This window comes from Limibacter armeniacum (assembly GCF_036880985.1).
Classification (GTDB): Bacteria; Bacteroidota; Bacteroidia; order Cytophagales; family Flammeovirgaceae; genus Limibacter; species Limibacter armeniacum.
Window position 1 is genome coordinate 2,276,426 of sequence record NZ_JBAJNO010000009.1, and the last position, 15,410, is coordinate 2,291,835.

General features: G+C 40.1%; 15 protein-coding genes. 4 read left to right on the forward strand and 11 right to left on the reverse strand.

The annotated features are described in order from the left end of the window. Window positions 1-144: 144 nt before the first annotated feature. The 3 genes from V6R21_RS27275 (at window position 145) to V6R21_RS27285 (ending at window position 3,123) form a co-directional block, all read left to right on the forward strand. On the forward strand, window positions 145-1,128 hold the full coding sequence (locus tag V6R21_RS27275; protein ID WP_334246684.1) for an NAD(P)H-dependent flavin oxidoreductase: 984 nt from the start codon (window positions 145-147) through the stop codon (window positions 1,126-1,128). A gap of 130 nt (window positions 1,129-1,258) precedes the next feature. Continuing rightward, on the forward strand, window positions 1,259-1,903 hold the full coding sequence (locus V6R21_RS27280; protein ID WP_334246685.1) for a Crp/Fnr family transcriptional regulator: 645 nt from the start codon (window positions 1,259-1,261) through the stop codon (window positions 1,901-1,903). 119 nt (window positions 1,904-2,022) lie between these two features. Then, window positions 2,023-3,123: a vWA domain-containing protein gene (locus V6R21_RS27285; protein WP_334247607.1), complete on the forward strand. Its 1,101-nt coding sequence runs from the start codon at window positions 2,023-2,025 to the stop codon at window positions 3,121-3,123. Between the two features lie 87 nt (window positions 3,124-3,210). Here V6R21_RS27285 and V6R21_RS27290 read toward each other — a convergent pair whose 3' ends face one another. The 11 genes from V6R21_RS27290 to V6R21_RS27340 form a co-directional block, all read right to left on the reverse strand. Continuing rightward, window positions 3,211-4,137: a lysophospholipid acyltransferase family protein gene (locus tag V6R21_RS27290; protein WP_334246686.1), complete on the reverse strand. Its 927-nt coding sequence runs from the start codon at window positions 4,135-4,137 to the stop codon at window positions 3,211-3,213. A gap of 169 nt (window positions 4,138-4,306) precedes the next feature. After that, window positions 4,307-4,744 carry a secondary thiamine-phosphate synthase enzyme YjbQ gene (locus tag V6R21_RS27295; protein WP_334246687.1) on the reverse strand — a complete coding sequence of 146 codons (438 nt, stop codon included), beginning with the start codon at window positions 4,742-4,744 and terminating at the stop codon, window positions 4,307-4,309. Window positions 4,745-4,882: 138 nt separating this feature from the next. Continuing rightward, window positions 4,883-5,584 (reverse strand): response regulator transcription factor, encoded by a 702-nt coding sequence (locus V6R21_RS27300; RefSeq protein ID WP_334246688.1) that lies wholly within the window; start codon window positions 5,582-5,584, stop codon window positions 4,883-4,885. Next, on the reverse strand, window positions 5,571-7,208 hold the full coding sequence (locus tag V6R21_RS27305; RefSeq protein WP_334246689.1) for a sensor histidine kinase: 1,638 nt from the start codon (window positions 7,206-7,208) through the stop codon (window positions 5,571-5,573). Before V6R21_RS27305 ends, V6R21_RS27300 begins: the two co-directional genes overlap by 14 nt. Before the next feature lie 65 nt (window positions 7,209-7,273). After that, entirely contained in the window at window positions 7,274-9,904 is a 2,631-nt protein-coding gene (locus V6R21_RS27310) for an AAA family ATPase (RefSeq protein WP_334246690.1), read from the reverse strand. Between the two features lie 231 nt (window positions 9,905-10,135). Next, window positions 10,136-11,053, reverse strand: coding sequence for a MerR family transcriptional regulator (locus V6R21_RS27315; protein ID WP_334246691.1), 918 nt, complete (start codon window positions 11,051-11,053; stop codon window positions 10,136-10,138). Between the two features lie 311 nt (window positions 11,054-11,364). Continuing rightward, window positions 11,365-11,871 (reverse strand): YcxB family protein, encoded by a 507-nt coding sequence (locus V6R21_RS27320; RefSeq protein ID WP_334246692.1) that lies wholly within the window; start codon window positions 11,869-11,871, stop codon window positions 11,365-11,367. 85 nt (window positions 11,872-11,956) lie between these two features. After that, window positions 11,957-12,814: a carboxylating nicotinate-nucleotide diphosphorylase gene (gene nadC / locus V6R21_RS27325; RefSeq protein WP_334246693.1), complete on the reverse strand. Its 858-nt coding sequence runs from the start codon at window positions 12,812-12,814 to the stop codon at window positions 11,957-11,959. 99 nt (window positions 12,815-12,913) lie between these two features. After that, on the reverse strand, window positions 12,914-13,258 hold the full coding sequence (locus V6R21_RS27330; protein WP_334246694.1) for a DUF4783 domain-containing protein: 345 nt from the start codon (window positions 13,256-13,258) through the stop codon (window positions 12,914-12,916). Window positions 13,259-13,446: 188 nt separating this feature from the next. Next, entirely contained in the window at window positions 13,447-14,052 is a 606-nt protein-coding gene (recR, locus tag V6R21_RS27335) for a recombination mediator RecR (protein ID WP_334246695.1), read from the reverse strand. Between the two features lie 130 nt (window positions 14,053-14,182). Continuing rightward, complete coding sequence (locus tag V6R21_RS27340) at window positions 14,183-14,470, reverse strand: ATP-dependent Clp protease adaptor ClpS (RefSeq protein WP_334246696.1); 288 nt, start codon at window positions 14,468-14,470, stop codon at window positions 14,183-14,185. Window positions 14,471-14,628: 158 nt separating this feature from the next. On the opposite strand from V6R21_RS27340, the gene V6R21_RS27345 reads away from it, so the two are divergent. Continuing rightward, complete coding sequence (locus V6R21_RS27345; RefSeq protein ID WP_334246697.1) at window positions 14,629-14,931, forward strand: hypothetical protein; 303 nt, start codon at window positions 14,629-14,631, stop codon at window positions 14,929-14,931. The last annotated feature ends 479 nt before the right edge of the window (window positions 14,932-15,410 follow it).

A 15,410-nucleotide genomic window follows, 5' to 3' on the forward strand; every position in this document is an offset into this window, starting at 1 on the left:
TAGTAACACGCTGCCTTGTCATTTCGTTTTACTGCCTATCCTAAGTAAATGAATATTCACTACCGCAATAGTGCATTTAAAAGAAATGTTCTATATCTTGATTCTCTGATCAAATCATTAAACAACACAACAAAGATGAACCCAATGAACAAAATAGACACTGCACTGACTGAAATGTTGGGTATTCGCTATCCGATTATCATAGCTCCTATGTTTTTGGTATCTAATGCTGAGATGCTAAAAGCAGCAATCCGAAGTGGAATTACAGGTGCTGTCCCTGCACTCAACTACCGAACGGACAAAGAGTTTAGAGCAGCTATCGAGGGAATAAAAAATGAGGTTAGCGGACCTGTAGGCATCAACCTTATTGCCAACAAATCCAATGTACGACTGGAAGAACAACTGCAAAGTTGCCTTGACCTTGAAATTGATTACATCATTACATCTCTAGGAAGTCCACAACGCATCATTGAGAAATGTAAGCAACAAGGCATCAAGGTATTTTGTGATGTAGTAGATGCCAAGTACGCCAAAAAAGTAGAAGAACTTGGTGCAGATGCACTTATAGCAGTCAACAAAGAAGCAGGAGGACATGCAGGTCCTACACCTGCTGCGGAGCTGATTCCTGAGCTGCTTGACGCTTGTAATTTACCTGTAATTTCTGCGGGTGGTGTAGGAACAGGAGCTCAATTCAAGGAGAAACTGGATTTAGGGGCTTGTGGTATTTCAATGGGAAGTCCTTTTATTGCCACTCACGAGGCAGGTGTCTCAGAAGAATACAAGCAAGCTTGCGTGCAATACGGAGCCAAGGATATTGTGATGACCAACAAGCTTTCAGGTACTCCTTGCACTGTAATCAACACGCCATACGTTCAGAAAATTGGGACCAAACAAAACTTCTTGGAATCATTTCTGAACAGCAATAAGCAAATGAAAAAGTTTGCCAAGATGCTGACTTTCTATAAAGGTATGAAGATGCTTGAAAAGTCCGCCTTCAGTGCTACTTACAAAACAGTTTGGTGTGCCGGACCTTCCATTGAGTATGTTAATGCTGTTCGTTCTGTAGATGAGGTAGTCACCACCTTGATCAAAGAATATGAAACGGCTGCTGTAGCCGTAGAAAAATAAGACATATATTAATACAGCCATTAATCCCTCTGAATCGATTCAGAGGGATTTTTTATTGGGGAATGTCAATGATCTTATAACAGCTTCCTATTTTTGCCTTAAATAGGATTTACAAACAGCAATTGATAAGATGTTTCCACACTCCACAGATATACTTAACTTACTTGAAAATGCTCCTGAGCAAATCAAGCGTCACTTCATCACACGCCAATATGGAATTCACGAAAACCTGTTGGAGCAAGGCACTCCCCCAAAACAGATTTTTATTTTACTGGAAGGAAGCGTAAGAGCATTTCATACTACCTCCAAAGGCAATCAATACCTGATTGGCTTATTTGGAAAAGGCGAAGTTATGGGAGAAGCTGAAATCCTTTTTGACAGTCCTTGTTTTTGTAGTGTGGAGACCATTAGCCAATGTAAAGCAGTATTGATTCCTAAACCCCTCTATCAGGATTGGATGGATCATGACCCTGCCTTCTCACTGCATATGAACAAGCTGCTTGCTTGGCGACTGATGCGGATTTCAGAAAGAGCCTCAACACATCTCAGTTTTCCGATGGAATACTCTGTCCTGAAACTGATCAATAGTGCTAAGGATGATGAAACGCTAGACCTCAACAAGGAAAATATAGCACAGTACTTGGGAACAAGTGTTCGCAGTATCAACAGGATTATTCGAAGATTGATAGGCAAGGGTCTTCTTCAGTATGAAGACAAATCCCTCAAGATTGTATCAGAAAAAGACCTAGCCGAAGAAATGCGAAAATATGAATAAGGTAGAAGGAGAATAAACAAGAGCCTGCATAGTTTGGTTGTATAGTTTGTATATTGAATAAGCTTCTCATTCTGATCTGGAAGCAACACCAATACTCTCAGCAATCAATTCCTGTTGACATGAAAGGATACCGTTTCGAAAAATATATACCCAAAACAGGCAATGGAAATTCTCCATTCGAAAACCTGATGGACGTATTCAAGCAACTGCTGACCATAACCGCAGGCGACGTAGCTGAAGCCTTGCAATGGCTGACTGAGCTGGACAAGCAGTATAACCTGACTAATGGTGACTATGGCATTGGGGATTTTATTGAAGACCTGAAGAATAAAGGCTATATCAAGGAAAATCCACAAACGGGAGAACTCAATATGACCGCCAAAAGCGAGCAGACTATCCGTAAAAGTGCATTGGAGGAAATTTTTGGTAAGCTCAGAAAATCCCGAAATAAAGGAAACCACAAGACACCTCATATTGGGCAAGGTGATGAGTTCACTTCTGAGTTACGTGACTTCCAGTTTGGAGACTCTCTTGACCAGATCTCTATGACGGAGTCTATCAAGAATGCACAAGTCAATCATGGTTTAGGAGACTTTACCTTAACCGAGGGTGACTTACAAATCAGGGAGCAAGAGTTCAAGGCACAAACCTCTACAGTGCTGATGATTGACATTTCCCATTCCATGATCCTTTATGGGGAAGACCGCATCACTCCTGCCAAAAAAGTAGCAATGGCATTGGCTGAACTCATTACTACCAAATACAAAAAAGACACCTTGGACATTATTGTATTTGGAAATGACGCTTGGCAAATCGAACTGAAAGATTTACCCTACTTGCAAGTGGGACCTTACCATACCAATACAGTGGCTGGCGTTGAGTTGGCGATGGATATTCTGAGAAGGAGAAAAAATCCGAACAAGCAGATTTTCATGATTACGGATGGAAAGCCTACTTGTATCAAGGAAGGGTTACACTATTATAAAAACAGCTTCGGCATTGATCAGAAAATTCTGAATAAAACACTTACCCTTGCTGCTCAGTGTAGAAAGCTGAAAATTCCAATTACCACTTTTATGATTGCCACAGACCCGTACTTACAACAGTTTGTACGAGAATTTACAGAAGTCAATCAGGGAAAAGCTTACTTCAGTAGCTTGAGAGGGTTAGGAGATTTGATCTTTGAGGATTACCAAAGAAACAGGCGAAAGAAAATCTAATTGACAATTCCATAAAAAATCCCTTAGATGATGTTTAGTACATTCTCTAAGGGATTTATATTTTTCTCCAATTTTTCTGGAATCACATTATGATACCAATTCCTCTTCAGGTCTTGTTTTCCACCTTTCGTGCATCCACACCCACTGTTCGGGTGCTTCCCTAATAAAGTCTTCAAGGTAATTGGAAAGTATCTGTGTATTATTCACCATATCCTTTTCCTGATCTCCTGTCGTTTTTAGCTCCACTGCAGGCTTGATGGTCAATAGATGCGTATCATCTTCCATTCTTCTGATTGCCATTGGCAATACCAAAGCTCCTGTACGCTGTGCCAACATGGTAGCGCCAATCGGAGTAGCCGCTTTTTTGCCATAGAAGTCAACAAACACATTTTGGACCTTCTGTGTATCCTGATCAATCAGCAAGAAGACAATCTCTCCACTCTTTAGTGCTTTCACCAACTTAATGGTACTTTGACCTCTTTCCACATATTTGGCACCTCTCAAAGTACGGTTTCCTACAAGAAGCTGATTCATTCGGGGATCCTTCAAAGCCGCACCTACAATGGTTACCGTATAGCCCATTTCAAATGGCATGGTACCCACCATCTCAAATGCACCTAGGTGAGGAACCAGTCCTACTACACCTTTACCGGAATTGTAGGCTGCTTCCAAATTCTCAACACCCTCAATCTTGACGATTTTCTTATAGTCTTCAAGGTTTTGGATGTTGCGGTAGCGGATAATGTCAATGGCATTCTTACCAATATTTTCCCATACCTTCTTAGCCATTTTCTTAATCTCTTCAGGAGATTTCTCATTTCCATAAGCAATGGTCAAGTTACGGATCGTTTTTTCACGCTCCCCACTCATTACGGCATATACAAGCTTGCCGATAGCTCCACCCAAACGAATCATGGATTTACGTGGCATAAAGCAGATCATGTCAATCATTGCCTTGATTACCACATAAAGCACATCGTATTTCAGTTTTTTCAAACCCTTTTTACGGCTCATCTCTGTAAGTTTGTGTTAGTATGTTGTATCCCTTACCTAGCTTTATAAAACATGCCTAGGTATTGTTAAGTTCAGTGCTATTTTCAAACAGGTTCGCAAGTTAATGTTTTTTACCTTTATAAGCCGAAACCAAGTGCTAACAAATCAAATTACGAACATGTTCCTTCACTTAATACAAGTTGCCTTTTTTCCCTCCCATAACTGTTACAACTATCTCCCTGCTTGATGCATGATTACGGTGCTCACACAAGTAAATTCCCTGCCAAGTTCCTAGATGCAACCTTCCATTTGTAACGGGAACACTCACTGAAGCTCCCATCAATGAGCTTTTGATATGGGCTGGCATATCATCAGGACCTTCATATGTATGCTCAAAATAAGGTGCATTTTCAGGCACCATCTTATTCATATGTCTCTCAAAGTCACTCCTTACTGTAGGGTCTGCATTCTCATTGAGCGTCAGTGAAGCTGAAGTATGCTTGATAAAAATATTTGCCATCCCCACCTCAATGGCACTCAAGTCAGACAAGTGCTCTTCAATCTCACGCGTAATCAGGTGAAAACCTCTTGAATAAGGCTTTAGCTTAAAGGTTCTTTGATAATACATATTGTCCGTTTTTGATATTTGTTAAGGATATGCCAACAAAGCAGTTTCAATTATAACAGAAAAACAAAAAATCACCTGGCCAAAAGTAAAAACCTCTTGAGCAGGTGATTTTTTTAATTGTATCAATTTTCGTTTTGCTTAGTTAAGCTCCACTAATTTGAATCCTTGTCCGTGAACATTGACAATCTTCAGCGACTCATCACTTTTCAGGAATTTACGCAGCTTTGTAATGTAAACGTCCATACTTCTAGAGTTGAAGTAATTGTCATCCAACCAAATCTTCTTCAAAGCTTCAGAACGATCCATCACTTCATTTTTATGGATTGCCAACAAACGAAGCAATGCAGCTTCTTTTGAAGTCAGTCTTTGCTCTGTGTTCTCTTCGTTGTCTTTCAGCTTTTGAGCATTGAAGTCAAACGTGAAGCGACCAATATCAAATACTGTCTGCGCTTCTTTCTCATTCGATGCTTTCTTTGAACGACGCAAGATTGCCTGCAACCTTGCCAACAGCTCTTCCATACTGAAAGGCTTACTCATATAATCATCTGCTCCCACTTCAAAACCTCTCAACGTATCTTCTTTCAAAGACTTAGCCGTCAGGAAGAAAATAGGAATTTCTACATCTGATTTTCTAATACGTTCAGCCAATGTAAAACCGTCCATTTTTGGCATCATCACGTCAAAAATGCACAAGTCAAAATCGCCTTCTTGATATGCTTTAAGACCTTCCTCACCATCTTTGCAGTGCTTTACATCAAAACCTTTTACTTCAAGGTATTCAGACAAAAGCATGCCCAAATTCGGATCGTCTTCTACGAGTAATATTCTAGTTTTCTCCATGTTTCAATGGTATATATATTGTGAATGTACTTCCCTTATTTACTTTACTTTTTACTGATATCTGACCCAAATGTGCGTCAACAATGTGTTTGACATAACTCAGTCCAAGGCCAAACCCTTTTACGTTATGCACATTTCCTGTTGGCACCCGATAGAACTTGTCAAAAATCTTCCCTACCGACTCCTTAGGAATTCCCTGCCCATTGTCAGAGATCATCAGCATAATACCTCCATCCTTATTTTCCGTCTTAATGGAAATCTGTGGTACCTCAGGTGAATATTTATTGGCATTATCCAATAGGTTATGGATAATATTGGTCATATGCACTTCATCTGCCTCTATCAACGTATCAGCAGCCTGCAAATCTGTCTCTATAGCCCCTCCTCTATTTTCTACCTGAATTGCTGCATTCTGGACTGCTTTATTGATCAGGTTATGAAGATCTGTCTTCACAATCTTCAACTTGATATTCTGACGCTCCAACCTTGCAATCTGCAACACTTTTTCTACCTGCATTCCTAACCTGTTGTTCTCATCCTTGATCACGTTCAGGTAACGGTTCTGCATAGTAGGTATTTTCTGAATATCAGGATCCAATAACGCCTCGCATGCAAGCGACACAGTTGAGATGGGTGTTTTCAGCTCATGTGTCATATTGCTGATAAAGTCATTTGTAATCTCCGAAATTCGCTTTTGCTTGATGATCGTCATTACGGCGAAAACAAATGAACATAAGGTCAGTAAAATAAAGACCACTGACATACCCAATACGGCACCCATTTTTTGCAGAATAAAAGCGCCTTCATCAGGAAAATGTACAAAAAGAGTATTCTTTGAGTCCATAAAGTCCTGAGGGAAAAGCCTGATATTATAATCTGACTTCAAGATATCTGCTTGCTGATTATCATTGCTACAATAAACAATGGAAGCCTTTTTACCTTCCATATGCTTTACAGCAAAGTTGAAGTCTGTTGTGATCCCCCTGCTTGAAGTTTCCTGTTTCAATAATGAATCCAAGGTATTGAAGGAAACACGTTCCTCTATATCCTTATCCTCCATCATGACCATCTGCCTTAAGATCATATCGATGAAGTTCGTCTTCTGTGCAATCTTGGTCAGGTAAGCCAATTCCTCATCTTTAGCTGAATGTGACGAATCAGGTACTACCTTAGAAATATCGTCCATCTTCTGCTCCAAACGAAGGTCATTACGGTTCAAGTCCTGAATAGGTGTCTTACGAGCAACACCCGATCGCTTGATCACCGCCTCTTCCTCTACCTGATAAGCAAAACCCTGCTGAGTCAGCTTATCAGAGCTGAAGGTTCTTTTGATACGTAGCCTTTGCTGTTCTGTCCAACGAGCATTACCTGCCGAATCATAATCTACTGACCTAAGGTTATCAGATAGCTTTATATTATCATCTACCTGCTGCCTTGTCAAGAATGCAGCTTCCTGATGTTCAATTCGCTTTACGACTGTAGTCAGTACTTCCCCAATCTCTTGACGGAAATGCTCTGTCCTTTCCTCTACAGCTTCATTGATCCAGTAAAACTGTAATACAATCAGTCCGAGCATTGCCACACTCATCAGGCTGATTACAAATATCAGATTTCTTTTTGCCATAATTTACGCTATACTCCACAAGAGCAACCAACTACCCTTTCCTTCCCAAAATCCTTTTTTTCAATCTAATAATTAAACCCTATGCCTCTAACCCCAATCAGAAGCTCTTCGTTGCCTGGATAAAACTCTTTAACATCTTCCATATCTACTGTCCGGAGTATTTCTTCCGTACGCTCCTCATAAGGGATATCAGACATACGCAGATGTTGATTCTTGATTACCTTTGAAATAATCTTGCGGACATCTCGTCCATTTCCGAAATACTGATCTCGCTGCTTGTACAGACTGTTTAAGTAAAACTTGAAATGCTCTTCTGCTTTTTCTGTAAAGAACAAGTCCTCCTTCTTCAGTAACTGCTCCGCTATCTGATACAGTTCTTCCATTTCGAAATCTGTAAAATAGAGCTCCTTGTCAAAGCGGGACTTCAAACCTGGGTTTGTTGACAAGAACTTCTGCATCTGATCCGTATAACCAGCCACCACTACTATAAACTCCCCTCTTTTATCCTCCATCTCCTTCAGTAGTACTTCAATTGCTTCCTTTCCATAATCAGAAGAAGCCTGACCACCTCCAGACAAAGCGTATGCCTCATCTATAAACAAGACTCCACCACGGGCTTTTTCAATCATTTCATTGGTCTTGATGGCAGTTTGCCCGACATAGCCAGCAACTAAATCCTGTCTTGAACATTCCACTAAATGTCCACGTTCAAGAATTCCCAATGCCTTATATATCTGCGATAGAATTCGGGCTACAGTCGTTTTTCCAGTTCCTGGATTTCCTTTAAACACGGAATGTAAAGAGAAACGCCCCAATACATCCTTTCCGGACTCTTTGTAAAAACGTACCAGCTTAACCAAACTATCCAAGTCTCGCTTTACGCCCTGTAAACCAATCAGCTGATTAAGCATCGAAAGCGACTCCTGCAATAGCTTTTCATCTATACCTATATCAGGCAGTCGTATCTTATTTTCTTCAAAGATCTTGACGACATCCTCCTTTTCGACCTGTTTTAGCATTTGCTCATCTACCTCTTCCATGTCATGGCGCATGACACGTAGTGCCATCTTGAGTTTTGCTTCTTCTACGATCGATTGTACCAATCTGGCATTTCCGAATGTCTTATCTCTATTTCGGTAAAGCTCCACCAGCTTCTTTTTCATAAACTGACGAGCATCCTCCGACAGTTCTACTTCTTCATTAACTGCTACAGACTCCCCTATTTCCACCAATTCCTGTGGCATATAGTCAGGAAAATCAAATAACATCCTGAAGCGGGATTTCAACCCTGGGTTAGAATTCAGGAACTGCTCCATCCCATCTGTATGACCAGCCACGAATATGGCTATATCCCCTGCTCCATCTGACATTTCCTTCACAAGTACTTCAATTACTTCCCTGCCAAAGTCCTTGTCATCCTCCTCATTTCTGACTAAAGCATATGCCTCATCTATAAAGAGTACCCCTCCTCGTGCCTTCTCTATCGTCTCTTTTACTTTTGGTGCTGTTTGCCCTATATATTGCCCTATCAACTCTGCCCTACCAACTTCTGTAACAGTCCCCTTACTCAAGAACCCCATCCGGTGAAAAATTCTTGCCATCAGTCTGGCTACAGAAGTTTTACCTGTTCCTGGGTTTCCTTTAAAGACCGAATGCAAATTCAAGTTACGTTGCTCTTCAAACCCTCTTTCTTCCCTTATTTTCAAGAAAGCAAGGTAATCTATATACTCTTTTACTTTCTGCTTGATTGACTCCAAGCCAACCATGGCATTCAGCTCTTGCATGATCTCTTCTATAGAATCCTCTTGCCCCATAGAAAGATCACTACTGCCCAACACCCTTACATTTATTTCATTACCAGCTACAAACTGTGTCATTCCAGCTACTTGCTGCTTACCACAAAAAAACGGTAAAACAGCCTGTCTATACCCCATAAACACAACCTCTACCCTGTAATAGCCTTCATGCCAGGTTCCTGGAGCTTCAGCTCCCCAACCCGTCACAATTTCAATCTGCTTACTGTTTTCATCAATACGCTTCAGTTCTGTCGCCGATCCCTTCAAGTTCCCTTCCTGATTGTAGAAGTTGAAAACAACCTCACAAAACCACGGAATGTGCTGTAGGTTATTGATTTTGAACTCAGCCCAAATATACTTAGCAAAGGCACCATTAAACTGACTACAATACTCACGATCCAATGGTGGCACTCCTTCTTTTCCTCCTTCGTACAGTTTTAGTGCTTCCACTTCGAAGTAAGGATTATAGCCGTCCTCTACAGGTCCGCCATTTTCAATATAGAACAAAACTGTACCTTCCAACACGTCATCTACATAGGCTTCCCAAAGGTAGTCTCCCCTCTTCCAGTAATATCCTTTCTCTTCATGCCCCCACCCTTCACGGATATATACTATTGCATCCTCTTTCTTGATGGTCTGACTCAAAGCCAAATCACACAGTTCTTCTTTTTCTCCCTCCTCTATCCTGTAGCACTTCAACCTGACTCTTACTGACCAATCCCGTTGATCAAAAAACTTATTGAAAAGAGATAACTCTGCATATACATAGGATGTCTCACAACTTTCCAATGTTTTATGGTAGCGCTTCTCTCCATTTGCTAACCACTCTGTTGAGTTATATACTTTTAACTCCTTAAAGCGGTAGCGTCGATCAGAATGTTTGTCTGTTTTGAAAATCATAGTAGTAGCCTGTATTTGCGGAAGAGCGTCTGCATGGCTAATTCCGGTAGTAGCGTAAAAAGTAAATTGGTTTGTTTTTAGACTGCATCTGCTCAAAAATAAAAAATCCTATTTCTACTTTTAAGAAATAGGATTTTAATAATAATATTTTTAACAAAAAATAATCACAAACAGAATGAAAGAAAAATTACCTTAAAATTCTGTTTCTATTTATTTACATATAGCTAAAGCTTATTGATGGGATACTTTTTCTTTAGCTCGGTGGTAATTATCTTCTTCCACATAATCAACAAGATACTTAACGTGAGGTATCACTTCTACATTTTCAGGCAAGTCCATATCCTGTCCTACAACCTGATACCCTGACATTAGAATCTGTGCTTCAGGGAATGACTCCGCAACATTATCTATATAACGTTGAACAAAATTCAGGTCTGGTGCCGACGTCAAGACGGTCAACAAATAATCTGGCTTATGGTAACCATATACTTTAGACAGCTCAGGAAGCGGCAAGCTCTGCCCCAAGTAAATAACTTTATTCCCTCTCTGCTTGATCAGGTATGAGGCAAACAGCAATCCAATTTCATGCAACTCACCTTCAGGCAAATAAAGCATATAAGTACTTTGCTTCTTATCAACTGTATTTATCTGCCCGTCAATGGCAACGATTATTTTCTGCCTGATCAGGTTAGAGATAAAATGCTCCTGTGCCGGACTTACTGAATCTGTCTGCCAAAGAAAGCCTACCCGTGCCAAAAATGGATAAATAATGTTCATCATGGTATCCTCAAAACCAAGCTGAAGTACATTGGTGGACATTATTTTCTCGAACCTATCTTCGTCCATATCAATCATGGCTAGCGTCAGCCCACTGATCTGATCCTGATAGTTTTCTTTCTTGTCTATGGTATTCAGTACGTGTTCACATACCTCATCCCTGCTCATTTTGGCAATCTTGGAGATCTTGAATCCATTATTGTTCAGCAAGGAGATATTGAGCATATGCTTCAGATCTTCTGAATCATAGAAGCGGATGTTGGTTTCCGTACGCTTAGGTTGGATAATGTTGTAGCGTTGCTCCCAAATTCTGATAGTGTGGGCCTTGATACCTGTTAAATGCTCGAGGTCCTTGATCGAATAAGTACTCATTTTAAAATACGTCTAAATGCTGAAGTAAAATCCTGTTGTAAATTATTGATAGATAGCCTTTCGGTCATTAAAAAAAGCCTGACCGAAATGGAGTTGGTAAATTGTTACTACACTCTGAACAGTCCGTTAAGAGAAATTGTTTGCTACTTTTTGAAAGAAAAAACATTCAACTGAATTTCACAAACTGCCTTATTAACTGCGAATTATAGCAAAGTGTTGGCAATTGAGTTTAAATAATGATCGGTTTGGCATAAAAAAACCTGAAGAGTAGAAATTTTCCCTTCAGGTTTTCCTCCTTATATCTATAGCTATTACTTAGCAGTTTCTTGCTTTTCTTTCTCAGGCAATAGCTTTTTGCGGCGCATGATCGCTTCGAGGAAACGTACCTCCTGATCATTCTTAAAAATCTTGTATGGCCAGTGGATGATATGTCCTTTTGATACAAAGATCACAAAAGCATCTTTTTCTTGGTTTACCTTCTGAATCATATCCCACTTGAGTGGCATACCCTCACGCTCGCTCATTTTTACCAGAATCTGTCTACTGTCAATGTCATAAGATAGCTTGTTGAACAAGACCTTATTCTGTTCCACTTGTGTTGCTCCTGCAAATTGTACAGCCCAAAACAACAGATAAAGTACGATGGCTGTCAAAGCAATCCCTAAACACCACCATAATGCTGAAGGTGCAAAAATTGGGATCAACATAATCACTACAGGCACAAACCACACCCACCATTGCTCTTTCAATACATTTACCATCGCCAACTTGATGTAAAGCTGTGTATCAAGTTTGTATTTTTTTGTTTTTACAATCATCCTATTTGTGAAAATTTAATACAGATTTGTCTGTAGTTCAGTTACTAGAAGAAAGACTTTCACCTTTCTATTTATCAACAATATTTTAATACGCTTTTAGGCTTATATCCAAACTTTTGCTTGAATGGGTCAATGCACCTACTGAAATAAAGTCTACTCCACTTTCTGCTGCTGCTCTGATAGTGTCTTTCGTAATACCTCCGGATGCTTCGGTATCACATTGACCATTTACTAATGCAACCGCTTCTTTCATCTCTGCTGGTGACATGTTGTCTAGCATAATCACATCAACACCACCTACAGCTAAAGCTTCTTTTACTTCTTCCAGATTACGAGTCTCCACTTCAATCCGCAGATCTCTTCCTGTTTCTTTCAAATAAGTTTGAGTCGCCTGTACAGCTTTGGTAATCCCTCCAGCATAATCCACATGATTATCTTTCAGCATAATCATATCAAATAAACCATACCTGTGATTGGTTCCGCCACCGATAAAGACCGCCCACTTCTCCATCAACCTAAAGTTTGGCGTGGTCTTGCGTGTATCGAGCAAACGGGTTCCTGTACCTTCAATCAGTTGCATCAGCTCACGGGTATGCGTTGCAATACCACTCATTCGCTGCATGCAGTTGAGCAACAGTCGCTCTGCTTTCAGGATTGCTTGCGCATCTCCTTCAATCAGCATGGCTATGTCTCCATACTTGACAGGCTCTCCGTCCTTGATCAGTACTTCAATCTTCATAGATGGGCTTACATACCTCAGGATACGTTCAGCCATTTCCATCCCTGCCAGAATCCCCTCATCCTTAATCAATAGACGGGCTTTTTGGGTAATTCCTTTTGGCACCGAAGCCAATGAGGAGTGATCTCCATCTCCTACATCTTCAGCAAGGGCTGCATTTATAAATGCATTGATCGCTTCTTCTGTTAAATATTTCGGTCTCATTTCAGCGCAAAAATAAAAAAAAGACACTTAAAGTAAGGTGTCTTTTTGGGTATCATCTATTTAATTCCTTCGGCAATATACGGAATCACCTCTTTTCTATCATTCGTGATGACCAAAATCCATTAGGCTCACCACTTCGCCTTTCCCTTCTTTCCCTACCAACATATACACGACCATGATGCCATTCTTATGGGTATACTGCCCAATCGAATACTTTAAATCATTGTCTTTCTTATCTCCTTGATGTACAAACTCGAATTTCACAGGAGGATATTTTGAGAAGAATCCTGCAAAAACATCCACGGTTTCCTGCTTTTTGTACATTCCTTTTTCTTCCCCAATGTTAATAGTCACTTGCTTCGCAAAACAGTTTTGCAACATTTGACTATTCCCTGATTGCAATGCTGCCTTAACCTTTCCCAACACCTCAGTTTCCTGAGCCAAGGACTTATTGGTTAAACAAAAAAAGCATAATAGTATTAGTAATTGTGGAGTAAAGCGTAAACTCATAGTCATAGGGTTATAATAGTTAAAAAAACATTTTCACTCGTTAGGTGAAATTGCATATGATAAAAGTTCAGATAAAAAATATATTCTACCAAGGACTATTAGACACTGTTAAGCATTGTTGATCAGTGTTTATAAGAAACACGCTCCATAATACTTCTACCTAATGTCACTTCGTCTGTATACTCCAATTCTCCACCAATCGGCACCCCTCGAGCGATTGTGCTGACTTTTGCTCCTATCTCCTTCAGTTTTTTTGAAATATAAAAGGTGGTTGTATCCGCCTCCATAGATGAGTTCAATGCAAAAATAACCTCGCTGATATCTTCCTCCTTTACTCTACCTAGCAATGACGCTATGTTCAGATCTGCAGGACCAATTCCTTCAATAGGTGAAATCACTCCTCCCAAGACATGATATGCACCATTGTAACTTGAAGTGTTTTCAATAGCCATCACATCCGAGATATTTTCCACTACACAGATAATACTATGGTCACGCATTTTGTTATCGCAGACTGAGCATAGCTCTGCATCTGAGATATTATGGCACTTTTTACAGTAGCGTGTATTGGAACGCAGCTTTACCAAAGCATCACCCAATGACACTACTGACTGCTCATCCTGTTTCAAAAGAAAAAGTACCAGCCTCAATGCAGTCTTTTTACCTATACCCGGCAGTTTTGCCATCTCATTGACTGCTTCTTCTACCAGCTTAGAAGGAAAATTCAAGTTCTATCTCTATTAACCACACCTTTATCTAGGCATGAATTCCAACCATAAAAATACCTTATCTGCTACCTAAAAGTGTTAAACAGCAGGCAAGGTGATACAGAAAAGGTCCAGAAGGGGCATGAAGTACTTACAGCACTTCAGCAGATATCCCCCTGTCACAAATAGCATTTCTCATCGGAGCAAGCTCATCAAAAGAGCCTGTCTTTACAGAGCACTTGCCATTGTAATGGATGATCCAAGTACACTGCTCCGCCTGATGAGGACTATGCTCACACACGTCAATCAGTGTATTGATCACATGCTCAAATGTATTCACATCATCATTAAATACGATCAATTCACGGTTCAGCTCAGAGTCAACTTTGGTTTCGTCTAACTCCAGTACTTCAATATCTTCCTTTTCATGAAACTTCATACTTCCTCATTTTTGTCAAAAACAAAGTTAGGAATATACTATTAAATACACTACAAAAACAAAAACCTTGAATGGAAAGACAAAGTTTCCGATTTCGTGTATTTCTCCTGTATATTCGCAACAAAATTAAGGATATATTATACATTTTTATAACAATCATGGCAACTACTCCAGTCAGAAATTTATTTTTTTCATCCCTCCTTCTCCAGACAGCCACCATTATTGGAATTACGGTCTATTCTACCTGGAAATCACCAACTCAGACATACCGCAACGAAAGGGCTTTAAGCGAGCGTTTTTTGCTTACAGACTTCTGTTTTTCAACAGAATCTCGTCATACACGACACATTAGCATGCCTGAAATAATGGCTCCGTTCCAAGACCTGCCTGGTTTCCATGACCACTTCCCATCCTCCTCTTTCTTTCACCCACCTGCCAACCAAAACTTAAATCAACAATAAAAGACAAATACGATACAAACACGATATTGACAACGAGATGAACAGAATGCTCAACCTGCTTGAATACGCCACAAGATCCCTTGCTAGAAGATGGAAGAAATATACCTCTCTAGTACTGATATATGCGATAGTGGTAGCTTTTTTCGGATCAGTCGTTTTTTTCACTTCCTCACTTAAACAGGAAACACAGGCAGTACTTCAGGATATACCTGAACTTTGGGTACAAAAAATAACCGGAGGAAGGCTTGACCCTATTCAACAACAGTTTGTAGACTCTCTTCAAGGTATTCGAGGTGTTGAAAAAGTTGAACCAAGAATATGGGGTTATACCTTTGATATTCCAACAGGAGCAGTACTTACTGTAATTGGCTCAGGCACCCAACTTCAGGGACTTGAGTTGCTTGACACGGAAACTAGCCAACTAAAAGAGGGTGAAGCATTATGTGGTACAGGCTTCCTTGAAATGAGAGGCCTGATGA